Origin of the sequence: Streptomyces sp. 71268, from assembly GCF_029392895.1 — a bacterium.
Lineage (GTDB): Bacteria > Actinomycetota > Actinomycetes > Streptomycetales > Streptomycetaceae > Streptomyces.
The window spans coordinates 6,062,222-6,085,413 of the sequence record NZ_CP114200.1; the positions used below are offsets into that span (position 1 = coordinate 6,062,222).

Annotated in this window: 18 protein-coding genes and 1 pseudogene; 14 read left to right on the plus strand and 5 right to left on the minus strand. The window is 73.5% G+C overall.

Annotated elements, in window-relative coordinates; genetic code table 11:
* The first annotated feature begins 384 nt into the window (after positions 1-384).
* The gene (locus OYE22_RS24000) at positions 385-1,545 is read left to right on the plus strand and encodes a GDSL-type esterase/lipase family protein (RefSeq protein ID WP_277322317.1); all 1,161 of its coding nucleotides are present in this window, start codon (positions 385-387) and stop codon (positions 1,543-1,545) included.
* Positions 1,546-1,976: 431 nt separating this feature from the next.
* Here OYE22_RS24000 and rpsT read toward each other — a convergent pair whose 3' ends face one another.
* The gene (gene rpsT / locus OYE22_RS24005) at positions 1,977-2,243 is read right to left on the minus strand and encodes a 30S ribosomal protein S20 (RefSeq protein ID WP_277322318.1); all 267 of its coding nucleotides are present in this window, start codon (positions 2,241-2,243) and stop codon (positions 1,977-1,979) included.
* Between the two features lie 234 nt (positions 2,244-2,477).
* On the opposite strand from rpsT, the gene lepA reads away from it, so the two are divergent.
* The 5 genes from lepA (at position 2,478) to OYE22_RS24030 (ending at position 11,581) form a co-directional block, all read left to right on the plus strand.
* Positions 2,478-4,352 carry a translation elongation factor 4 gene (gene lepA / locus OYE22_RS24010; RefSeq protein ID WP_277322319.1) on the plus strand — a complete coding sequence of 625 codons (1,875 nt, stop codon included), beginning with the start codon at positions 2,478-2,480 and terminating at the stop codon, positions 4,350-4,352.
* A gap of 242 nt (positions 4,353-4,594) precedes the next feature.
* Positions 4,595-6,481 carry a long-chain fatty acid--CoA ligase gene (locus OYE22_RS24015; RefSeq protein ID WP_277322320.1) on the plus strand — a complete coding sequence of 629 codons (1,887 nt, stop codon included), beginning with the start codon at positions 4,595-4,597 and terminating at the stop codon, positions 6,479-6,481.
* A gap of 648 nt (positions 6,482-7,129) precedes the next feature.
* Complete coding sequence (locus tag OYE22_RS24020) at positions 7,130-9,454, plus strand: SpoIIE family protein phosphatase (protein ID WP_277322321.1); 2,325 nt, start codon at positions 7,130-7,132, stop codon at positions 9,452-9,454.
* Between the two features lie 168 nt (positions 9,455-9,622).
* Positions 9,623-10,855, plus strand: coding sequence for a radical SAM family heme chaperone HemW (gene hemW, locus OYE22_RS24025; protein ID WP_277322322.1), 1,233 nt, complete (start codon positions 9,623-9,625; stop codon positions 10,853-10,855).
* Between the two features lie 153 nt (positions 10,856-11,008).
* Positions 11,009-11,581 carry a Uma2 family endonuclease gene (locus OYE22_RS24030; protein ID WP_277322323.1) on the plus strand — a complete coding sequence of 191 codons (573 nt, stop codon included), beginning with the start codon at positions 11,009-11,011 and terminating at the stop codon, positions 11,579-11,581.
* Between the two features lie 64 nt (positions 11,582-11,645).
* On the opposite strand, the gene OYE22_RS24035 is transcribed toward OYE22_RS24030, so the two are convergent.
* Together OYE22_RS24035 and OYE22_RS24040 are read right to left on the minus strand one after the other, a co-directional pair.
* Entirely contained in the window at positions 11,646-12,497 is an 852-nt protein-coding gene (locus OYE22_RS24035; RefSeq protein ID WP_277322324.1) for a DUF3097 domain-containing protein, read from the minus strand.
* Positions 12,498-12,731: 234 nt separating this feature from the next.
* Complete coding sequence (locus tag OYE22_RS24040; protein ID WP_277322325.1) at positions 12,732-13,466, minus strand: MBL fold metallo-hydrolase; 735 nt, start codon at positions 13,464-13,466, stop codon at positions 12,732-12,734.
* A 200-nt stretch (positions 13,467-13,666) separates the two neighbouring features.
* On the opposite strand from OYE22_RS24040, the gene hrcA reads away from it, so the two are divergent.
* The 7 genes from hrcA to OYE22_RS24075 all read left to right on the plus strand — a co-directional run bounded on the left by hrcA (position 13,667) and on the right by OYE22_RS24075 (position 20,190).
* The gene (gene hrcA / locus OYE22_RS24045) at positions 13,667-14,683 is read left to right on the plus strand and encodes a heat-inducible transcriptional repressor HrcA (protein WP_187064880.1); all 1,017 of its coding nucleotides are present in this window, start codon (positions 13,667-13,669) and stop codon (positions 14,681-14,683) included.
* The gene (gene dnaJ / locus OYE22_RS24050) at positions 14,684-15,817 is read left to right on the plus strand and encodes a molecular chaperone DnaJ (RefSeq protein ID WP_277322326.1); all 1,134 of its coding nucleotides are present in this window, start codon (positions 14,684-14,686) and stop codon (positions 15,815-15,817) included.
* Between the two features lie 285 nt (positions 15,818-16,102).
* Positions 16,103-17,221 carry a nitronate monooxygenase gene (locus tag OYE22_RS24055; RefSeq protein WP_277322327.1) on the plus strand — a complete coding sequence of 373 codons (1,119 nt, stop codon included), beginning with the start codon at positions 16,103-16,105 and terminating at the stop codon, positions 17,219-17,221.
* Positions 17,218-17,961, plus strand: a complete 744-nt coding sequence (locus OYE22_RS24060) for a 16S rRNA (uracil(1498)-N(3))-methyltransferase (protein ID WP_277322328.1) — start codon at positions 17,218-17,220, stop codon at positions 17,959-17,961. The genes OYE22_RS24055 and OYE22_RS24060 overlap by 4 nt, the downstream gene beginning before the upstream one ends.
* Positions 17,962-18,226: 265 nt before the next feature.
* Positions 18,227-18,667, plus strand: a complete 441-nt coding sequence (locus OYE22_RS24065; RefSeq protein ID WP_277322329.1) for a hypothetical protein — start codon at positions 18,227-18,229, stop codon at positions 18,665-18,667.
* 222 nt (positions 18,668-18,889) lie between these two features.
* Complete coding sequence (locus OYE22_RS24070) at positions 18,890-19,249, plus strand: histidine triad nucleotide-binding protein (RefSeq protein WP_277322330.1); 360 nt, start codon at positions 18,890-18,892, stop codon at positions 19,247-19,249.
* A gap of 5 nt (positions 19,250-19,254) precedes the next feature.
* Positions 19,255-20,190 (plus strand): ribonuclease Z, encoded by a 936-nt coding sequence (locus OYE22_RS24075; RefSeq protein ID WP_277322331.1) that lies wholly within the window; start codon positions 19,255-19,257, stop codon positions 20,188-20,190.
* A gap of 89 nt (positions 20,191-20,279) precedes the next feature.
* On the opposite strand, the gene OYE22_RS24080 is transcribed toward OYE22_RS24075, so the two are convergent.
* Entirely contained in the window at positions 20,280-20,828 is a 549-nt protein-coding gene (locus OYE22_RS24080; RefSeq protein ID WP_277322332.1) for an RICIN domain-containing protein, read from the minus strand.
* 212 nt (positions 20,829-21,040) lie between these two features.
* Positions 21,041-21,202 (minus strand): annotated as a pseudogene (locus tag OYE22_RS24085) (alpha/beta hydrolase); the annotation flags it as partial.
* 598 nt (positions 21,203-21,800) lie between these two features.
* Here OYE22_RS24085 and OYE22_RS24090 point away from each other — a divergent pair.
* On the plus strand, positions 21,801-22,925 hold the full coding sequence (locus OYE22_RS24090) for a PfkB family carbohydrate kinase (RefSeq protein WP_277322333.1): 1,125 nt from the start codon (positions 21,801-21,803) through the stop codon (positions 22,923-22,925).
* The last annotated feature ends 267 nt before the right edge of the window (positions 22,926-23,192 follow it).

Here is a 23,192-nt window from a genome sequence, read left to right on the forward strand (position 1 = left end):
GACCGCGACATTCACCGCGCCGCGCCCCCGCTCCACCCCCACCGCGCGCTGGCACGCGCCCCGACAACAGCCCCCCGAACCGCCGTTCGCACACCACCACGGCGACCACGGCGGGGGCCGGGGACCTCGCGGTCCACGCCTCGTACGCCACCCGGTGCCCGCCATCACCTCCTACGCCGGCTCCCCAAGACACCACTGCCCGGCACGCCGGTAGCGCGCCGGGCGGACCGCGGCCCGCGCGGGCGGTAGGGGGGAAGCTCCGCCTCCGGTGGGGCGGGCCGGGGCGGCCGTGCTGGGGAAGGGAAAGGGGGGCAGCGTCGATCGCGGCCCGGCGGCGCGCGGTACGGCACCCTGTCGACCCGCTTACGGAGGAGCGCACCACCCATGACGGAACTGGTCACCATCCCCCTCGCACCAGCCATGCTGCGCGGCGCCCTGCACGCCGAGGCCACCGCCGACGGCCTCCTCCCGCGCCGGCTTCCACCGCACGCCATCGCCCAGGCGCACGACGACCACCTGACCCTGATGGCGTCCCAGTCCGCCGGCGTGCGCCTGGCCCTGCGCGGCGTCGCCACCGTGCTGGAGCTGGACGTGCTGGCCACCCGCACCGTGCAGCGCGGCGCGGTCGCCGGCCCGGCCGGCCGGTACGACCTGCTGGTCGACGGCCGGCTGGCCGCGCAGGCCGCGCCGTCCGGCGGGGCGACCGTCACCGTCGACCCGGTGACGCGGGCCGTCGCGTACGCATCCGGCGCGCCGGGCACCGTACGCTTCGCCGGCTTGCCCGCCGGCGAGAAGGACATCGAGATCTGGCTCCCGCAGACGGAGGTCACCCACCTCCGCGCGCTGCGCGCCGACGCCCCCCTGCGGCCGGCCCCGGAGTCCGGGCGGCGGGTGTGGCTGCACCACGGCAGTTCCATCAGCCACGGCGTGCGGATCGCCAGCCCCACCCGGACCTGGCCCGCCATCGTCGCCGCCCGCGCGGGCGTCGAGTTGACCAACCTCGGGCTGAACGGCAACGCCCTGCTCGACCCGTTCACGGCGCGCGCCATCCGGGCCGCGCCGGCCGACCTGATCAGCGTCAAGATCGGCATCAACCTTGTGAACACCGACCTGATGCGCCGCCGCGCCCTGGCCCCGGCCGTCCACGGTTTCCTCGACACCGTGCGCGAGGGCCACCCGGATACCCCGTTGCTGGTCGTCTCGCCGATCCACTGCCCGCTGGTCGAGGACGCCCCGGGGCCCACGGCGCCCGACCCCGACGCCCCCGTGCCGCGCTTCAGGACCTTCGGCGATCCGGCGGATGTCGCCACCGGGCGACTGAGCCTGCGCGTCATCCGCGACGACCTGTCGCGCGTGGTCACCGAGCGCGCCGCCACCGACCCGGGTCTGTACTACCTCGACGGGCGCGATCTCTACGGCGAGCGGGACTTCGCCGACCTCCCGCTGCCCGACCTGCTCCACCCCGATGCCGGCGGCCACGCGCTGATCGGCGAGCGCTTCGCCCGCATCGCCTTCGCCGCCGGCGGCCCGTTCGCCCCGCACTAGCTCCACCGTCACCGTCACGATCACCACGCCAGCGCACCAGGGTCAGCGCACCCACGCCGCCGCCCGAGGACCAACGCCGCCGCCGGGAGGTACGCCGAAGGCCCCGCGCCCTCCGGGGGAATCGGAAGGGGCGCGGGGCCTTGGCGAAGAATCCGCGAGCTAAGCGCACGACACCCGCGTGGCGAACGCAGGCCGCGTGTCGTGCGATGTCGTGGTGACCGGCCTGCGGAGCGTGCGCTCCGGGGCTGGCGGGACGACTGCCGTACGGCGCGGGAGAGAGGGTCCGCGGAGTCCGTATCGACGTGGAGAACGAAGCTCGGTCAGGCACCGTCGGGTGACGCGTGGAATGCGAGCGAGGTGATCGCCTCGCGGGCGTCAGCCACGGTTCGCGGTTGGCCGAAGTTGGCCGTAACCGCTGGTGAGGCGGTGGATCAGGCGCTCAGGGCGGAAACCTGGGCGGCCAGCGCCGACTTCTTGTTGGCGGCGGCGTTCTTGTGGATGACGCCCTTGCTGGCGGCCTTGTCGAGCTTCTTGGACGCCTCGCGGGCGGCGACGGTGGCCTTCTCCAGGTCACCGCTGGCCACGGCCTCACGGGTCTTGCGGATCGCGGTACGGAGCGAGGACTTGACGGCCTTGTTGCGCTGGCGCGCCTTCTCGTTCGTCTTGTTCCGCTTGATCTGGGACTTGATGTTCGCCACGAAAGAGCCTTTGCAGGTTCGTCGGATTTCTCGGTTTTCCGGGAAAGGCCCCGAAGGGCGTTTCCCCAGAGTGCCGCGTACAAGAGAGGTCACGAGGCACGGTCGTCCAGATTACCAGCAGGTGCTGTGGCCTCCCAAACCAGACGGCGGCTGCCACTCGTGGGACGATGGGCGGGACTGTCACCACGTCCCACCTAGCTGCTAGCTGCGTTCAATCACCGAATGGACCCCTGCGTGCCCGCGATCCCTACCCACGTGCCGGAGCCGAGCCGTACCGATCCGGCTCTCATCCGTAACTTCTGCATCATCGCGCATATCGACCACGGCAAGTCCACGCTCGCCGACCGGATGCTCCAGCTGACTGGTGTGGTGGAGCAGCGGCAGATGCGCGCGCAGTACCTGGACCGTATGGACATCGAGCGTGAGCGTGGCATCACGATCAAGTCCCAGGCGGTCCGGTTGCCCTGGGCGCCCACCGAGGGCGAGTTCCAGAGCTCCACCCACGTCCTGAACATGATCGACACCCCGGGCCACGTGGACTTCACCTACGAGGTCTCCCGCTCGCTCGCCGCGTGCGAGGGCTGCATCCTGCTCGTGGACGCGGCCCAGGGGATCGAGGCGCAGACCCTCGCCAACCTGTACCTGGCGATGGAGAACGACCTCACGATCATCCCGGTCCTCAACAAGATCGACCTGCCGGCCGCGCAGCCCGAGAAGTTCGCCGCCGAACTGGCACACCTCATCGGCTGCGACCCGAGCGAGGTGCTGAAGGTCTCGGCGAAGACCGGCGAGGGCGTGGCCGAGCTGCTGAACCGCGTGGTGGACACGGTGCCCGCGCCGGTGGGCGACGCCGACGCCCCGGCCCGCGCGATGATCTTCGACTCGGTCTACGACTCGTACCGCGGCGTCGTCACCTACGTCCGTGTGATCGACGGCCAGCTCAACAAGCGCGAGCGCATCCGGATGATGTCCACGGGCGCCGCGCACGAACTCCTGGAGATCGGCGTCTCCTCGCCCGAGATGACGGCGTCCGACGGGCTCGGCGTCGGCGAGGTGGGTTACCTGATCACCGGCGTGAAGGACGTCCGCCAGTCCAAGGTCGGTGACACGATCACGGCGTTCAGCAAGGGCGCCACGGAGCCGCTCGGCGGCTACAAGGACCCCAAGCCGATGGTGTTCTCGGGCCTGTATCCGCTGGACGGCTCGGACTACCCGGAGCTGCGGGACGCGCTCGACAAGTTGCAGCTCAACGACGCCGCGCTGGTCTACGAGCCGGAGACGTCGGCCGCGCTCGGCTTCGGCTTCCGCGTCGGCTTCCTCGGCCTGCTGCACCTGGACGTGATCCGGGAGCGGCTGGAGCGCGAGTTCGGCCTCGACCTGATCGCCACCGCCCCCAACGTGGTCTACCGCGTGATCATGGAGGACGGCGCGGAGCACACGGTCACCAACCCGAGCGAGTTCCCCACCGGCAAGATCGCCGAGGTGTACGAGCCGGTGGTGCGGGCCACGGTGCTGGCGCCCAGCGAGTTCATCGGGGCGATCATGGAGCTGTGCCAGGCCCGCCGCGGCACGCTGCTCGGCATGGACTACCTCTCCGAGGACCGCGTCGAACTGCGCTACACGCTGCCGCTGGCCGAGATCGTCTTCGACTTCTTCGACCAGCTCAAGTCCAAGACGCGTGGGTACGCCTCGCTCGACTACGAGCCCACCGGCGAGCAGACCGCCTCGCTGGTCAAGGTGGACATCCTGCTGCACGGCGACAAGGTGGACGCCTTCTCCGCGATCACGCACAAGGACAAGGCGTACTCCTACGGCGTGCGCCTGGTGGCCAAGCTGCGCGAGCTGATCCCGCGGCAGAACTTCGAGGTGCCCATCCAGGCCGCGATCGGCAGCCGCGTCATCGCCCGTGAGACGGTGCGCGCGATCCGTAAGGACGTGCTCGCGAAGTGTTACGGCGGCGACATCTCCCGTAAGCGCAAGCTCCTTGAGAAGCAGAAGGAGGGCAAGAAGCGCATGAAGATGGTCGGCAGCGTGGAGGTGCCGCAGGAGGCGTTCATCGCGGTGCTGTCCTCGGACTCCGACGGCGGGGACGCCAAGGCGAAGAAGTAGCGACACCGCCCCACCTGGGCCCGCCCCCGCCATGCGGGCCGGTCCCGTCCGGTCGTGGGGGCATCGGGGCCCGCAGCCGCGCGCTGCGGGCCCCTCGCCTGTCCGCGCGCGCAAAGGCGCCGGTCACTGTTTTAACAAGGAGGTTGCAGCCCCTTACGCACCGGGGCGCGGCCATCTACTCTGATCACTGCTCGAAGGTTACTCATGAGTCACTAACGCTGAGGCGGGCCCGGGAGGAAGCCGTGACCGACACCCAAGCCTTGCTCGACAACCGGCCGCCATCGATGGCCACGCTCTTCGTGGAGCGCGTCGCGGCGACACCCGAGAGGGAGGCGTACCGCTATCCGATCCCGCCCGCGTCGGGCGAGGGGCCGTCGGACTGGGGGTCGATGAGCTGGGCCGAGACGGCCGACCGCGTCTACGCCATCGCGGCCGGCCTCATCGACCTGGGGCTGGGTTCCGAGGAGCGGGTCGCCCTGGCGAGCAGCACCCGGGTCGAGTGGATCCTCGCGGACCTGGCCGTCCTCTGCGCCGGCGCCGCCACCACCACGATCTACCCGTCCACCAACGACGGGGAGACGGCGTTCATCCTCTCCGACTCCGGTAGCCGGGTGCTCATCGCCGAGGACGCCGAACAGTTGCGCAAGGCCCGCGCGAGCCGCGCCGACCTGCCCGCGCTGGAGCGCGTGGTGGTGATCGAGGAGGCCGACGCGGTGCCGGCCGACGGCGACCCGGAGGGCTGGGTGCTCTCGCTCGCCGAGTTGGAGCGTCGGGGCGCGAAGTACCTGGCCAAGCACCCGGACAGCGTGCGGGACCGGGTGCGGGGCCTGCGGTCCGACCAGCTCGCCACGCTCATCTACACCTCCGGCACCACCGGGCGCCCCAAGGGCGTACGCCTGCCGCACGACGCCTGGGCCTACATGGGCCGCGCCATCGAGGCCATCGAACTCCTCGAAGAGGAGGACATCGGCTACCTGTGGCTGCCGCTGGCGCACGTCTTCGGCAAGGTGCTGGTCGCCGGGCAGCTCGCGGTCGGGCACACCACCGCGGTCGACGGTCGCGTCGACAAGATCATCGAGAACCTGCCGGTGGTCAGGCCGACGTACATGGCCGCCGTGCCGCGCATCTTCGAGAAGGTCTACAACGGCGTCGCGGCCAAGGCCCGGGAGGGCGGTGCGGCCAAGTACAAGATCTTCAAGTGGGCCGCCGAGGTCGCGCGCGAGTACGCCAGGGTCTCCCAGGACAACTTCCGAGCCACCGGCACCGCCAGCGTCCCGCTCGGCCTGCGCACCAAGCACGGCATCGCCGACAAGCTCGTCTACGCCAAGCTGCGCGCGGCCTTCGGCGGGCGGCTGCGGGCCTGTGTCTCGGGCTCGGCCGCGCTCGCCCCCGACATCGGCTACTTCTTCGCGGGCGCCGGGATCAACATCCTGGAGGGGTACGGGCTCACCGAGTCCAGCGCCGCCAGCTTCGTCAACCCGCGCGACTACCGCACCGGCACCGTCGGCAAGGCGCTGCCCGGCCTTGAGGTGCGTATCGCCGACGACGGCGAGATCCTGCTGCGCGGCCCGGGCATCATGGCGGGCTACCACGGGCTGCCGGAGCGCACCGCCGAGGTGCTGGAGCCGGACGGCTGGTTCCACACCGGCGACATCGGCGAACTGTCCCCGGACGGCTACCTGCGCATCACCGACCGCAAGAAGGACCTGATCAAGACGTCGGGCGGGAAGTACATCGCGCCGGCCGAGGTCGAGGGCCAGTTCAAGGCCGTGTGCCCGTACGTCTCCAACATCCTGGTGCACGGCGCGGACCGCAACTACTGCACGGCGCTGATCGCGCTGGACGAGCCGTCGATCATGGACTGGGCCAAGGAGAACGGGCTGGCCGGCAAGGACTACGCCGAGGTCACCGCGGCGCGGGAGACGCAGGAGCTGATCGACGGCTACGTACGGCAGCTCAACGAGGGCCTCCAGCGCTGGCAGACGATCAAGAAGTTCCGGCTGCTCCCCCGCGACCTGGACATCGAGCACGGCGAACTCACGCCGAGCCTCAAGCTCAAGCGCCCGGTCGTCGAGCGCGAGTACAAGGCACTCATCGAGGAGATGTACGCCGGCGCGCGCGAGGCATAACAGGCGCCGGCGCGTTCCGCCGGCGCGCGTGAGCGGCCGGGCGGCCGCGCGGACGGGCCGCCTTACGGGCGGGCTGCCCTGCGGGTGGGTTGCTCTACGGGCGGCCGGGGCACTGTCCCGGCCGCCCGTCCCCGTTTCGCCCCACCTGGCAGGGCGGGGCGCGGTCAGCCCTGTCGGCGGGCGCGGGCGGGGCGGCGCCCCCCCCCGCGCCCACCGGCCCGGACGCCCGATCGGAAGCCTGATCGGATCGGCTGGCCGTGGGGCCGCGTGTGGGGTGATCGCGTTCCGGCCAAGTCGCCGGCGTAGTCGGCGCGCCGGCGCGAACCGTACCCGGTGGTGCCCGAGGCGGGCTAGTGTCACTTCGAGCCCCGGTCCCGTTCACCACCCGTTGGGGAAACGGGGGCCGAGTGGGGCGCAGTTGTGGTCGTACGCGTCATATCGCAGCTCATGGCAGCCCATTTCCGTAACTCGGCGCATATGAACGCGAGCGTTCTGCCACGCTGTCGGTATCAGGACATTGAGCCACGTGGTGGGCGAACACCACGTGACGCACGTCCTTCCGGCCCGCGCGGACGCCTCGCGTCCCCACGTCGTGGGCCGGGCCCGACGGGGGACGGGTGGCGTGCACGAGAACCCCCGGGGGAGTGCATGGGTACGGGTGTGAACGCGCAGTGGGGCGCCCGCGGCGCCGAGGCCGTAGGAGCGTACGAGGGGGACGGTACGGCGGTCCCGAGACCTGACGCATTGGTCCCCGGCGCTCCGCCCGGCAGCGCTTCCGCCACTGTCCCGGCCCCCGGGCGCATCTGCCGCACGGCCCTGCCCGGTGACGTGCTGGCGCCGGCCGCGGCGCGGCGGTTCGTGCGGGACGCGCTGGCTGACTGGGCCGCGCACGGGATGCCGCAGGGCGAGCTGATCACGGGTCAACTCCGAGACGACGCCGTGCTGTTGGTGAGTGAACTGGTCACCAACGCCGTGGTGCACGCCGGCACCGGCGTGGTCGTGCGCTGCGCACTGGAGCCGGCCGAGGCGCCCGAGCCCGGGGCCACGCTCTACGCGGAGGTGACCGACCACCACCCGGCCCGCGCCGTCCGTGGCCAGTCAGCGTTGTACGAGGCGGCGCCCGAGGCCGTCGGCACGGTCGACGGGTTGCCGCGCGCCGGCGCGGTCGGGGTCGCCGCGGGGACGGTCGCGCGCGGGGGCGCGCGAGCCGTGGTGGGCGGCGGCGATCGACCCGGCAGCGGTCTACGGCTGGTCGGCACCATCGCCGACTCCTGGGGCACGATCTACCGCCGGGCCAGCAAGACGGTGTGGTTCCGGCTACCGGTGGGGCCCGCGCCCGCCGAGGGCCCGACACCCACCCCGGGGAGCGCGTACGCCGAAGGGGGCGCTACGCCGGCGCGCGAGGCGGGTTCCAGCGACCGAGACCCCGGCGACCAGGACCCCGGCGACCGGACTCCCGGCGCCGACCTGCGGACCGCGAACGTGCTGGCCCCCGCGCTCCGCGAGACCGCGCAGGACCGTGGCGCGCCGGAACTGCTCAGCCACGGCGGCCTCTCCTTCCTGGCCGAGGCGTCCGACCTGCTGGCCGGCCAGTTCGACGCGGACAAGGTGGCCCTGCTGGCGGGCCAGCTTCTGGTGCCGCGGCTGGCCGACTGGTGCGCGGTGTGGCTGGAGACCGCGGACGCCGGACCCGCCGCCCCCTGGGTCTGGCACGCCAGCGAGAGTGAGATGGCCGAGTTGCGACGCCAGGTGGGGGAGCGCCCGCCGACCCTGCCGACCACCGCCAGGGGCCGCGCGGTGCCCTGGCCGTGGCCCGGCGATCCTGCCGCGGCGGGACCCGGCGGCGCGGCGCTCGCCTGCGGACTGGTCACCGGCGGCCGGTCGGTGGGCACGCTGCTGATCGGCCGGAGCGGGCTGCGCCAGCTTCCGGACGAGGTGGCGCGGCTCTTCGAGGACCTCGCGCGCCGGGTCGCGCTCGCGGTCGTGGCCGCGCGCCAGTACACCCGACAGGCGCAGATCAGCGAGGTACTCCAGCGCGGACTGCTGCCCAGCGGGCTGGCCGCGATCCCCGGCATGGACACGGCGGTGGTCTACGAGCCGGCCGGGGGCACCTGCGCGGGCGGCGACTTCTACGACGTCTTCCCGGCCGGTGACGGACGCTGGTGCTTCGCGCTCGGCGACGTGTGCGGCAACGGCCCGGAGGCGGCCGTCGTCACCGGCCTGGCCCGCCCGGTGCTGCGCCTGCTCGCCCGCGAGGGCTACGGCGTCACCGAGGTCCTGGACCGGCTCAACCGCACCCTGGGCGAGAAGGCCGTCGAGGCGGCGGCCTCCGCCGTCGCGGCCGAGGGGCCGGGGGAGTCCCGGTTCCTGTCCCTGCTCTACGGCGAACTGGTGCCGTACGACGGGCTCGACGGGCCGGCGCCGTACGACGGGCCCGACGGGTCGGTGCCGCACGGCGAGCCGGCGCCCCGAGGCGGGCTGGCGCCGCACGGCGAGACGGTGTCGCCTGGCGAGTCCGTGCCGGGCGACGGCCCGATGGCGTACGGGGAGCCCCGGGGCGAGGGCCGGAGCGGTCCGGCGGGGGAGGGCGCGCGAGGCGCGCGGCGCGGCGTGCGGTGCACGCTGGCCAGCGCCGGGCATCCGCTGCCACTGCTTCTGCGGGCCGACGGCGGGGTGGTGGCGCGGGCGGCGCCGCAGCTCCTGCTGGGGGTGCTGGACGGCGTGCGGTACGAGAGTGAGACCTTCGACCTGCTGCCGGGCGAGACGCTGCTGTGCGTGACGGACGGTGTCACCGAGCGCAGGTCGGACCACGCGCAGTTCGATGACGACGACGGCCTGGCGCGGGCGCTGGCGATGTGCGCCGGGCTCAGCGCGCAGGAGGTGGCCCAGCGCGTCCGCACGGCCGTGCACGCGTTCGGGGCGGCGCCGCCCAACGACGACCTGGCGATGCTCGTGCTCAAGGCGGCGCCCTGACCCCGCCCGCCGCCGCTCACGACCCGAGCCGGGGCCGCCCGCCGGCGCGCGCCCCGGCCCGCGCGCCCGCCCTACCCTGTGACCTGCGCCGTCCCGCTCCACCGCGCCGCGCCCGCCACCGCAGCGGTGGCGGGCCCGGTCGCCCGGGCGATGCCGGAGAATGGGTACATGCCTTCTGCACTGCCCGACGGTGAGCCCATGCCCGACGACGGGGCGCTGCCGCGGCACGCCCTGGACGGGGCCGGGGCGCGACCGCTCGGGTTCTACCTGCACGTTCCGTACTGCGCGACCCGCTGCGGATACTGCGACTTCAACACCTACACCGCCAGCGAGCTGCGCGGTTCCGGCGGCGCGCTCGCCTCCCGGGACAACTACGCCGCGATGGTCGCCGACGAGGTGCGGCTGGCACGCAAGGTGCTTGGGGACGATCCGCGCCCCGTCGAGACCGTCTTCGTCGGCGGCGGCACGCCGACCCTGCTGGACGCCGCGGACCTGGTGCGGATGCTGGCGGCGATCCGCGACGAGTTCGGCCTGGCCCCCGGGGCGGAGATCACCACCGAGGCCAATCCGGAGTCCGTGGACGAGCGCTACCTGGCCACGCTGCGCGAGGGCGGCTTCAACCGCGTCTCGCTCGGCATGCAGAGCGCGCGCCAGCACGTGCTGAAGGTGCTCGACCGCACCCACACCCCGGGCCGCCCCGAGCGCTGTGTGGAGCTGGCCCGCGCCGCGGGGTTCGAGCACGTCAACCTCGACCTGATCTACGGGACGCCGGGGGAGAGCGACGCGGACTGGCGGGCCTCCCTCGACGCCGCGCTCGGCGCCGGCCCCGACCACGTCTCGGCGTACGCGCTGATCGTCGAGGAGGGCACCCAGCTCGCGCGCCGCATCCGACGCGGCGAGGTCCCGATGACCGACGACGACGTGCACGCCGACCGCTACCTGATCGCCGAGGAGACGCTCACGGCCGCGGGGTTCGCCTGGTACGAGGTGTCGAACTGGGCCACCACCGAGGCCGGCCGCTGCCGGCACAACGAGCTGTACTGGCGCGGCGCCGACTGGTGGGGCGCGGGCCCCGGGGCGCACAGCCACGTGGGTGGCGTGCGCTGGTGGAACGTGAAACACCCGGGGGCGTACGCGCAGGCGCTCACCGAGGGGCGCTCGCCGGGCGCGGGCCGCGAGGTGCTGAGCGCCGAGGATCGCCGCGTGGAGCGCATCCTGCTGGAACTGCGCCTCGCGGACGGCTGCCCGCTGGACATCCTCGCCCCCGCCGGCGCACGCGCTGCGGAGCGCGCCCTGTCCGACGGCCTGCTACAGCCGGACCCGTACGAGCGGGGCCGCGCCGTACTGACCCTGCGCGGCCGACTGCTGGCCGACGCGGTGGTGCGGGACCTTGTTGACTGACTGAGCGGCTGACTGACCGGCTTGCTGACGGACGGAGTGGCCGGCGGGCTGGCCGCTCGAACGGGTGAATGCGTGCGGGAGCCCGACGCCCTGCTCCCGGTCGTTTCTACGCTGCCCCCACACGTCGCGGCGCACATGGGGAGGTCCACGGGGATGAGTGGTGCGAAGGCCCGTCTGGTGACCGACATCAGGGAGATCTTCGCGACGCTGGAGGCTCCCGGTGAACTCAGGGCGGAGCTGATCCGCGGGGAGATCGTCATGACCAGCGGGCCCGACTGGGTCCACAACATGATCGTTCTGCAGGTGCAGAACCAGATTCCGCAGAACCGCTGGTATCCGATGCAGAGGCAGGACATCGCCATCCCCGGCGAGGCCAGCGAGCCGCAGCCGGACCTCGTCGTCATCGAGCACGACGCCTTCGACGGTCGCTCCCGGCTCGTACCAGCGCCGGCGACCACCCTCCTCCTGGAGGTCGTCTCCAAGACGAGCAATCACCGGGACCACGTCACCAAGCGCTCGATCTACGCCGCCGGGCAGGTCCCCGCGTACCTGGTCATCGACCCGTACGCGGCGACCTGCGTGCTGCTGACCGAGCCGTACGGCGCGGGCGAGGCGGCCGACTACCGAACCGAGCGCACCAGCGAGTTCGGCGAGCCGGTGCCGATCGGTGTGCTGGACATCGAGCTGGACACCTCGGAGTTCGGCACCCTGCCCGCGGGGCCGTAGCCCAGCACGTCGGGGCCGTACGCCGTTGCCCGCACGTCACACGTCGGGAGCCGACGGCCGCGCCTCACGCCGGGGCCGTGACGAAGTCGATCAACTCCTCGACCCGGCCCAACAGTTCCGGCTCCAGGTCCTTGTACGAGCGGACCGAGCCCAGGATCCGCTGCCAGGCCGCGCCCGTGTTCTCCGGCCAGCCCAGGGCGCGGCACACGCCCGTCTTCCAGTCCTGGCCGCGCGGGATCACGGGCCAGGCGGGGATGCCCAGCGAGGCGGGCTTCACGGCCTGCCAGATGTCGATGTACGGGTGCCCGACGACGAGCACGTCGCCGCCGTCCGCGCTGACCTCCGCCGCGATGCGGGACTCCTTGGAGCCGGGCACCAGGTGGTCGACCAGGACGCCGAGCCGGGCGTCCGGGGCCGGGGCGAACTCCCGGACGATGGCGGGCAGGTCGTCGACGCCCTCCAGGTACTCCACGACCACGCCCTCGATGCGCAGGTCATCGCCCCACACCCGCTCGACCAACTCGGCGTCGTGGCGGCCTTCCACGTAGATGCGCCCGGCGCGGGCGACCCGGGCGCGCGCCCCGGGGACGGCGATCGAGCCGGAAGCGGTGCGCGCCTTCCCGCCACCCCCGGCCGCCGGCGCCGCGCCGGCGCCGGGCCGTGGCCGTACGAGGGTGACCGGGCGGCCCTCCAGCAGGAAGCCGGCCGGGCTCAGTGGGAACACCCGGTGCTTGCCGAAACGGTCTTCCAGGGTGACGGTCGGGCCCTCGGCGGTCTTCTCGCAGCGGATGACGGCGCCGCAGAAGCCGGTGGCCACCTCCTCCACCACGAGATCCACCTCGGCCGCCACCTCGGGCACGGATGTGGGCTTCTTCCAGGGCGGGGTCAGGTCGGGCCCGTACTGTCTGCTGCGCATGCGGCAGACGATAGCTTCCGCCCGGCTCCCGCCCGGCGCACCCACCGCGCCCGGCGTCCCCCCATCACGCCCCGGCGCGCGCGGCGTGCGCGGTGCCGCGGGCCGCCACCGCGTGCGCCGTACCGCGTACGCCACCCCGCCCGGGCCCGCTTGCCGTCTGGCCCGCTCGCCGCACAGGCCCGCCCGCGGGCGCCGGCGCGTGCCCCGCGCGTGAATTGGGTCGGTGGGCGCCGGTCAGGGCGCCGTCGCGTAGCGGCGGGCCAACTCCGCGCGCTGCGCGCGGACGTACGCCGCGTCCACGACCGCCCCGTGCCCCGGCACGTACACCGCGTCCTCGCCGCCGAGCGTCAGCAGCCGGTCGAGGGCCGCCGGCCACCGGGCCGGGACCGCGTCCGGGCCCGCCTGCGGTTCGCCGGACTCCTCGACCAGGTCGCCGCAGAAGACGACCTCGGGCCGGCCCGGTACCAGGACGGTCAGGTCGTGCCCGGTGTGGCCGGGGCCGACGTTGGCCAGCAGCACCTGGCGTCCGGCGCCGAGCCCGACGGTCACCTCGCCGCTCACCGAGTGCCGGGGGCAGACCAGCAGGTCGACGGCCTCGGCGACCGCCTCGGGGTCGGCGCCGTGGCGCACCGCGTCCGCGCGCAACGCCTCCCGCCCCCGCTCCAGCACGTCCGCGAGCCCCGCCGCCCCGTATACCTGTACGCCGGCGAAGGCGGCCGTGCCGAGCACGTGGTCGAAGTGCGGGTGGGTGAGGGCGACGTGGGTGACCGGGCGGCCGAACAGGGCGCGCACCTCCCGGCGGATCTCGGCGCCCTCACGCAGCGTCGCCCCGGTGTCCACCACGAGGACGCCCTCCGGGCCGGCCACGGCCCCGACCGTGGCGTCCCAGCCGGGCAGCCGGCGCCGGGCGACATCCGGCGCGAGCACCTCCCAGCGCTCGCGTACGCGCTCTTCCGTCACGCTGTCCATGGGGGAGACGCTAGTCCCCGGCGGGGCGGCCCGCCCGGCCGGTGCGGTGGCGGTTTCCAGCCCCCACCCGTCAGCGACCGGGGCCACTCTTGCCCGGACCGTGGCGACCGGCCGTACACTGGCTCAGGGGATTTGGCACTCGGGTGTGATGAGTGCCAGGAAAAGTCCCCTGATAGACGGTTTGACTGGAGGTGTGCGCGGTGCTGAGCGAACGCAGACTTGAGGTTCTTCGCGCCATCGTCCAGGACTACGTCGGCACGGAGGAGCCGGTGGGCTCCAAGGCGCTGACCGAGCGGCACCAGCTCGGCGTCTCGCCGGCCACGGTGCGTAACGACATGGCCGCGCTTGAGGACGAGGGCTTCATCGCCCAGCCGCACACCAGCGCCGGCCGCATCCCCACCGACAAGGGCTACCGCCTGTTCGTGGACCGGCTGGCCGGTGTGAAGCCGCTCTCACCGGCGGAGCGCCGGGCCATCCAGAACTTTTTGGACGGCGCGGTGGACCTCGATGACGTGGTGGGGCGCACGGTGCGGTTGCTCGCCCAGCTCACCCGGCAGGTCGCGGTGGTGCAGTACCCGTCGCTGACCCGCTCCACGGTGCGCCACGTCGAGTTGCTCGCGCTCGCTCCCGCCCGCGTGATGCTCGTACTGATCACCGACACGGGCCGGGTCGAGCAGCGGATGGTGGACTGCCCGGCGCCCGTGGGCGAGACGGCCCTGGCGGACCTGCGGGCGCGCCTGAACAGTCGGGTGGTCGGGCGCAGGTTCGCGGACGTGCCGCAACTCGTGCAGGACCTGCCGGAATCGTTTGAGCAGGAGGACCGGGGTACGGTCTCCACGGTCCTCGCGACGCTGCTTGAGACGCTGGTCGAGGAGACCGAAGAGCGGCTGATGATCGGCGGCACGGCCAACCTCACCCGGTTCGGCCACGACTTCCCGCTCACCATCCGGCCGGTGCTCGAGGCCCTGGAGGAGCAGGTCGTCCTCCTGAAGCTGCTCGGCGAGGCCAAGGATTCGGGCATGACCGTGCGAATCGGTCATGAGAACGCTCACGAGGGCCTGAACTCCACATCCGTGGTCGCTGTCGGCTACGGTTCGGGCGACGAGGCAGTCGCAAAACTCGGCGTGGTCGGACCGACCCGCATGGACTACCCCGGAACGATGGGAGCGGTACGCGCAGTGGCACGATACGTCGGACAGATCCTGGCGGAGTCGTAAGTGGCGACGGACTACTACGCCGTCCTGGGCGTGCGGCGCGATGCCTCTCAGGACGAGATCAAGAAGGCGTTCCGCAGGCTCGCGCGTGAGCTTCACCCGGACGTCAACCCCGACCCGAAGACGCAAGAGCGCTTCAAGGAGATCAACGCCGCCTACGAGGTGTTGTCGGACCCGCAGAAGAAGCAGGTCTACGACCTCGGTGGCGACCCGTTGTCCAACGCGTCGGGCGGCGGCCAGAGCGGCTTCGGTGCCGGCTTCGGCAACTTCTCCGACATCATGGACGCCTTCTTCGGCACCGCCTCCCAGCGCGGCCCGCGCTCGCGGACCCGGCGTGGCCAGGACGCCATGATCCGGCTCGACATCGAGCTGGACGAGGCGGCGTTCGGGACCACCAAGGAGATCCAGGTCGACACGGCGATCGTGTGCACGACCTGTAGCGGCGAGGGTGCCGCGCCCGGCACCTCGGCGCAGACCTGTGACATGTGCCGCGGTCGCGGCGAGGTCTCCCAGGTCACCCGCTCCTTCCTCGGGCAGGTCATGACCTCGCGGCCGTGCCCGCAGTGTCAGGGCTTCGGCACCGTGGTGCCCACGCCGTGCCCCGAGTGCGCGGGCGACGGACGGGTGCGCTCGCGCCGCACGCTCACGGTCAAGATCCCCGCGGGCGTGGACAACGGCACCCGCATCCAACTCGCGGGCGAGGGCGAGGTCGGCCCGGGCGGCGGCCCCGCCGGCGACCTGTACGTGGAGATCCACGAGGCGTCGCACCCGGTCTTCCAACGGCGCGGCGACGACCTGCACTGCACGGTCACCATCCCGATGACGGCGGCTGCGCTCGGCACCAAGGTGCCGTTGGAGACGCTGGACGGCCTGGAGGAGATCGACATCCGGCCGGGCACCCAGTCCGGCCAGTCGGTCCCGCTGCACGGGCGCGGCGTGACGCACCTGCGCGGCGGCGGCCGGGGCCAGCTCATCGTGCACGTGGAGGTCACCACCCCGAGCAAGCTCGACCCCGAGCAGGAGGAACTCCTGCGCAGGTTGGCCAAGTTGCGGGGCGAGGAGCGCCCGTTGGGCGAATTCAAGCCAGGCCAGCAGGGGCTGTTCTCGCGGCTCAAGGACGCGTTCAACGGCCGCTGAGGCCCGGCCCGGCTGCTCGGGCCATGAATCGCCGGTGGGCGCCGGTTCCGTCGCGTACGGGACCGGCGCCCTTCGCGTGGGTGCGTCGGCGCGGTGAGCGCCGGGGCGGGAGCGGGCGGTGCGCCGGGGCGCGGGAGGGCACGGTGCCGCTTCCGTACGTGTGGGCGGCGTGCGCACCGCGTGAACGGCGCGTGCCCGGCAGGTGGGGAGTGCGTGGCGGGCGTCCACGGAGTGGACGCTCGGGGGCGTTACCCGGTGCTGTGGAGGGCGTGACACGATGTGGTCATGTCCTCCGCGTTGACCGGTCTCTCCCGGTATCCGATCGTGCAGGCCCCCATGGCGGGCGGCGCCTCGCGCCCGCAGCTCGCAGCCGCCGTGGGCGCGACCGGCGGCCTCGGCTTCCTCGCCGCCGGGTACAAGACGCCGGCGGCGATGTACGAGGAGATCAAGCACCTGCGGGCGCAGAGCGACGTGCCCTTCGGCGTCAACCTCTTCATGCCGCAGCCCGCGACCAGCGACCCTTCGGCCGTCGCCGTCTACGCCGAGCAACTGGCGGGCGAGGCCGCCTGGTACGAGACGCCGCTCGGCGACCCCGACTCGGGCAACGACGACGCCTACGAGGCCAAACTCGCCATACTGCTCGACGACCCGGTACCGGTGGTCTCCTTCACCTTCGGCTGCCCGACGCGCGCCGTGTGCGAGGCGCTGGCCCGGGTGGGCACCGTGACAGTGGTCACCGTCACCACCGTGGAGGAGGCGCTGGCCGCGCACGCGGCCGGGGCCGACGCCGTCTGCGTCCAGGGCATCGAGGCCGGCGGCCACCAGGGCACGCACCGCGACGACCCGCACGCCCAGGGCATGGGCGCGGGGCTCGGGCTGCTGGCCCTGATCGAGCTGGTGCGCGACGCGGTGCCGCTGCCGCTGATCGCCGCCGGCGGACTGATGCGCGGCACGCAGATCGCCGCCGTGCTGGCGGCCGGCGCGAGCGCCGCGCAGCTCGGCACCGCGTTCCTGGTCTGCCCCGAGTCCGGCGCGCACGAGCTGCACAAGCGGGCCATGACCGACACCACCTTCACCCGCACCGAACTCACCCGCGCCTTCTCCGGCCGCCCCGCTCGCGGCCTGGCCAACCGCTTCCTGCGCGAGCACGGCCCGTACGCCCCCGTCGCCTACCCCCAGGTGCACCACCTCACCTCCGGGTTGCGCAAGGCCGCCGCCAAGGCCGGTGACCCGCAGGGCATGGCGCTCTGGGCGGGCCAGGGGCACCGGCTGGCCCGGGAGATGCCGGCGGGGCACCTGGTGGAGGTCCTCGTCGACGAGCTGGAGGCCGCCCGCGCGGGGCTCGCCGCGCGGGCCGGGCTGGCGGCGCCGCAGCCACGGTCGGGCGCCGGAGGCGTGGCGTGAGCGCGCCGGTCTTCGTCGCCGACACCCTGGAGGGCGCGGCGGTCGGCGCCGCGCTCACGCTGACCGGCCCCGAGGGGCGGCACGCGGTCTCGGTGCGCAGGCTGCGGGTCGGCGAGGAGATCGTGCTCACCGACGGGGCGGGCCGAGGCGCCTCGGGCACCGTCACCGCCGTGGAGGGCAAGGACCGTCTGACGGTCGAGGTGGACGAGGTGCGGGGGGAGCCGGCGCCGCAGCCGCGCATCACCGTCGTGCAGGCGCTGCCCAAGGGCGACCGGGGCGAACTCGCCGTGGAGACCATGACCGAGACCGGCGTGGACGCGGTGGTGCCGTGGGCCGCCGCGCGCTGCATCACCCAGTGGCGCGCCGAGCGGGGCGCCAAGGCGCTCGCCAAGTGGCGGGCCACCGCGCGCGAGGCGGGCAAGCAGTCGCGCCGGCTGCGCTTCCCCGAGGTCGCCGAGGCAATGAGCACGCCACAGGTGGCCGAGCTGCTGTCGCGGGCCGACTTCGCCGCCGTGCTGCACGAGGAGGGCTCCCAGCCGTTGGCCACGGCCGAGCTGCCGACGCGGGGCGAGGTCGTGCTCGTCGTCGGGCCCGAGGGTGGCGTGTCCCCGGAGGAGTTGACCGCCTTCGCCGCCGTGGGTGCCCAGCCCTACCGGCTCGGGCCCAGCGTGTTGCGGACCTCCACCGCGGGCACGGCGGCCCTCGCGCTGCTGCTCGGCCGCACCGGCCGGTGGGGTTAGCCACTGGGGTGAGCCACCCGCGACGCGACGGGTTCCCGCGCGGTGTGGGGTAAGGCGTGGGGCGGCCGTGACGCCGGACGAGGGGCGCGCGCATGCCGACGGGGGCGCGCGCGGGGTGCCCGCGCGCGTACCGATGTCTCGCCTATGCCGGCCCGTACGGCCCGGTGATCGCGCGAAGTGTGCCCCACACGGGTGACGGGGTGCCCAAACGAGTGGCCGATGGTGCCCTTTCGAGCACGTGGGAGGGGGTGGCAGGCTGCACTCCATGGGGGCACCAACACGAGTACGGCGATGGCGGCACACGGTCATCGCACTGGGCGCGGTCGGCGCGGCACTGGGCACGCTGGCGGCGTGCGACGACGTCGAGGGCGGACTGCGGGCATCCACGGTCGCGGTCACCACGGACAAGGTGGGGACCCGGGCGCTGGAGCGCGGCGGCATCGACGTGCAGTGGCTGACCTGCACGGCACAGATCAAACGGGAGGAGAACGAGGCGAGTGGCAAGCCACGTGCACGTAACACGGGCCGCGCGCAGGTGAGCTGCCGTGGCAAGACCGAGAAGAGCCAGGACCTGGAGATCGGCGGGACCGTCAGCTACGTACGCAAGGACCGCTGCGTACGCGGCGCGCTGACCGGCAAGTTGGCTGGCCGCGTGGTCTTCGAGGCGGACCTGATCGGCGAGTGCGGAAGTGGCCGGTCCGCCTAGGGCGTGTTCCCGGAGGCGCGGCCGGCCGGACCGCGATCGGAGCCGGCCCGGCCGGTCCCCGCTCCACCGCCGCCCGCCGCCCGCCGCCCGCCGTGCGACGCCGGCGGGCGACCCGGCGCGACGACATCGGGGTACCGCGCGGCGGGGGCAGCGACCGGGCCCGCGCCACCGGGCCGCTAGCATGCGACGTACCCCAACGGACGGTGCTAAGGAGACGCGGCGATGGCGGGAGAACCGCAGGCCGACTGCTTGTTCTGCAAGATCGTGGCGAAGGAGGTGCCGGCGACCGTGGTGCGCGAAACGGCGACGACCCTCGCCTTCCGCGACATAAACCCGCAGGCTCCCACGCACGTCCTCGTTATCCCCAAGTCCCACCACCCGGACGCCGGGTCGCTGGCCGCCGCCGAACCGGAGGCTGCGGCCGACGTCCTGCGCGAGGCCGGCCTCGTCGCCGTCGACGAGGGGATCGCCGACACCGGCTACCGCATCGTGTTCAACACGGGCAGCGGCGCCGGCCAGACCGTCTTCCACGCGCACGCGCACGTCCTGGGCGGTCGCGGCCTGAACTGGCCTCCCGGGTAAGCCAGTTGTCCGTACGTGAACTGGTCGTCCTGGGCACCGCGAGCCAGGTGCCGACCCGGCACCGCAACCACAACGGCTATGTGCTGCGCTGGGACGGCCAGGGCATCCTCTTCGACCCCGGTGAAGGCACCCAGCGGCAGATGCTGCGCGCCGGGGTCGCGGCCCACGACCTGCACCGCGTCTGCGTCACGCACTTCCACGGCGACCACTCGCTCGGCCTGGCCGGGGTCATCCAGCGGATCAACCTCGACCGGGTGCCGCATCCGATCACGGCCCACTATCCGGCCAGCGGCCAGCGGTTCTTCGAGCGGCTGCGGTACGCGACGGCCTATCGCGAGACGGTCGACATAGCCCAGGAGCCGGTGCGCGGGCCGGGCGCGACGCTCGCCACCACCTCCGCGTACACGCTCACGGCGACGCGGCTCTCGCACCCGGTCGAGTCCTACGGCTACCGCCTGGTGGAGCCGGACGGCCGCCGCATGCTGCCCGACCGACTCGCCGCCCACGGCCTGGCCGGGCCGCTCGTCGGCAGGTTGCAGCGGGAGGGCGAGGTGCGCGTCGCCGGGCGCACGGTCGCCTTGGAGGAGGTCAGCGAGGTCCGCCGGGGGCAGCGCTTCGCCTTCGTGATGGACACCCGGCTGTGCGACGGCGTGTACGCCCTCGCCGAGGGGTGCGACCAACTCGTCATCGAGTCGACGTTCCTGGACGAGGACGAGGCGCTGGCCCGCGAGCACGGTCACCTGACGGCTGGTCAGGCGGCGCGCGTCGCGGCGGAGGCGGGGGTGCGGCAGTTGGTGCTCACACACTTCTCGCAGCGCTACGGCGACCCGGCCGAGTTCGAGCGGCAGGCCCGGGCGGCGGGCTTCGCCGGCGAACTCGTGGTGGCCAGCGACCTGATGCGGGTGGCCGTGCCGTCTCGGGCCGGCACGGGCGGCCAGTGACGCGGGGTCGCTCGCGGGTCGGCCCGCGAGCGTGAGCGGCGGTGGCGCGGGCCCCGAACGCGCGCCACTGCCGCTGTGCGGGGTGCCGGTCAGGCGATGATGCGGAACCTCTGGTTCGCGTTGGCGCCCGGCGCCTTGCACCGGTACTGGATGATCGGTGCGCCGTTCGCGGTGCTGGCGCCCTTCACGTCGAAGCACTTGCCGGCGAAGGTCTTGATGAGGACCCGGTCGCCGCCGTCGGCGACGATGCGGAACCGCTGGTTGGCGTCGCTGCCTCCGGGCTTGCAGGAGTACTGGATGATCGGGGCCTCGTCGCGCGTGCTCCTGTTGGCGACGTCGAGGCACTTGCCGCTGGTGTGGGTGGGGTGGATCTTGTGCAGGCCGCCGCCGACCGGGATGAAGTCGAAGCGCTGGTTCGCCTTGCCGGCACCGCAGGTGTACTGGATGATCGGCGCGCCGTTCGCCTGGCTGCCGCGGTGGACGTCGAGACACTTGCTGGCGAACGTTCTGATCGTGCCCTCACGGGGCAGCATGGCCGAACTCTCGGCCGCCTGGACGCTGGCCGGCAGGGCGGTCGCCGCGGCGGCCGTGACGGCGACGGTGGACAGACAGCGCAGAACTTTCGCGCGAACGCGCATGTTGGTGCTCCTTGTTCCGAAGTTGACCCCCTTAGCAGGATTGGCGCGGTATGAGTATGAGAAACGCCGAATAGTCGGCGTTCATCCGTTTGCTCCGCCGCCACTGAAGACCGGAGTGCTCAGCCGGTCGGCGACCCGCTCCGATGGGCGCAGCACGGGGTCGGCGCAAGGGAGTTGCTCGGGAAGCGCACCCTTCGCGCCCGGCTCTGGTCGAGCGAACGGTGGCCGGCCAGCGGCGGATGCGCCGCGCTCGCCGTGAGGTAGGCCGGCGAGAAGGCGCCCAGGCCGTGGGCGTAGACGCGCGCCGGCTGCCGTCCGGGCAGCTCGACCCAGCGCATCCGGTCCCCCTCGGGCGTCACCGCTGCCTCACGCAGGGTCTACTCCTTCGCGGCGGTGGGCGAGGGACGAGACGACGGGGGAGCAGCGTGGACACCCGCGCTCAGCGCCTCCGCGCGGCCCCTTTCGCACGGCGCCACGGCGACCCGGGGCCCGTCCCGGAGCCGCCCCGCCGGCCGGGCGCGTACGCGGCGATCGGGCACACTGGCCCCACCCGCACCGTCCGGCGCGCCCGCGGTACGGCAGGGCACCCGGGGCTGGGTCGTGCGGGGGCAGTACAGCGAGGTACGGCAAGGGAGCGACACCGTGACACGGCGAGACGGAGACGGCGCCACCCGGGCGAACGGCGACGACCGGGCCCACCACGAGCCGCCGGAGCGGCCCGAGGAGGCCGGCGGGCCGGGCGCGGCCCTCCGCGCGCGGACCGGTGAGGCGCACGCCGAGTCGAGCCCCGGGGCGTGCGCCGGGCGGCCGGGAACCGCGCACGGGGAAACGTCCGCCGGCGCACACCCGGGGCCCCCGGGGGACGGACCAGGGACCGGCCCCGGGCCGGGAACCGGGGCCAGGCCAGGTGCCGGGCCCGGGCGTCGGGAAGGGAGGAGCCCGCTCGGCGCGCCGGTTCCCGGCGAGGGCGGAGTGCGCCCGGTGCTCGATCCGCTCGCCGCCGTCCGCCGCCCCGACGACCCGGCCTGCGACGTCTACCTGACCGGCCCCGTCTTCCTCGACATCGTCTTCACCGGCCTCGACTCGGCTCCCGTGCGCGGTACCGAGTCCTGGGCCCGCGGCATGGGCTCAAGCCCCGGTGGCGTGGCCAACATGGCCACCGCGCTCGCCCGGCTCGGGCTGCGCACCTCACTCGCCGCCGCCTTCGGCGACGACATGTACGGCGACTACTGCCGGGACGCCCTCGACCGTGGCGAGGGCATCGACCTGTCGCTGTCGCGCACGGTGCCGGGCTGGCACTCGCCGGTCACCGTCTCCATGGCGTACGAGGGCGAGCGCACGATGGTCTCGCACGGGCACGAAGCGCCGCCGACGCGGGCGGGGGCGGCGGAGGGGGCGTTTGACGGGGAGCCCGCCCCGGAGTGCCCGCCGCCGGCGCGCGCCTGCGTGGCCTCGCTGGTGCCCGGCAGCCGTGAGGAGTGGATCGCGCACGCCGCGCGCCGGGGCAGCCGGATCTTCGCCGACGTGGGCTGGGACGACACCGGCCGTTGGGACCCGGCCGACCTCGCCGACCTGGAGCACTGCGAGGCGTTCCTTCCCAACGCCGTCGAGGCGATGCGCTACACCCGCACCGACTGCCCGCGCGCCGCGGCCCGCGCGCTGACCGAGAAGGTGCCGGTGGCGGTCGTGACGCTGGGCGCCGAAGGCGCGTACGCCGTGGACGGCCGTACCGGCGAGAGCGCCGAGGTGCCCGCGATCGCGGTGGAGGCGCTGGACCCGACCGGCGCCGGGGACGTCTTCGTGGCCGGGTTCATCACCGGCAGCCTGGCCGGCTGGCCGCTCGCCGACCGGCTCGCCTTCGCCGGCCTGACCGCCGCCCTGTCGGTGCAGGAGTTCGGCGGATCGCTGTCCGCGCCGGGCTGGGTGGAGATCGCCGCCTGGTGGCAGCACGTGCGGACCTTCGACGACCAGAGCCTGGTCGCAGGGCAGGGCAGCGCGCTGCGCCGGTACGCGTTCCTGGACGGCCTGCTGCCCTCCGCGCCCCGCCCCTGGCCGCTGCGCCGTGCGGTACCCACCATCGGTTTCCGCCAGTCGTGAACCGGCCCCCGAGCGCGCCCTGAACCGGCCCCGGTCCGTCCCCCGAGCGCGCTCTGAACCGGCCCCGATCCGACCCCGGCCCGGCCCTGACGCTCACCCGGGGCGCGCCTGTCGGTGCTCCGCGTGGAAGCCGCCGGAGCGTCGGCGCGCGTTCACGTCGTGGCAGGGCGCCGGGCACCGACCGGCCGCGGCCCTCGATAAAAGGCTCTGGTCTTGTCAGTGCGGCGTCGTACGCTGGGTATCCCAAGCCGCTGAACCACGGAAAGA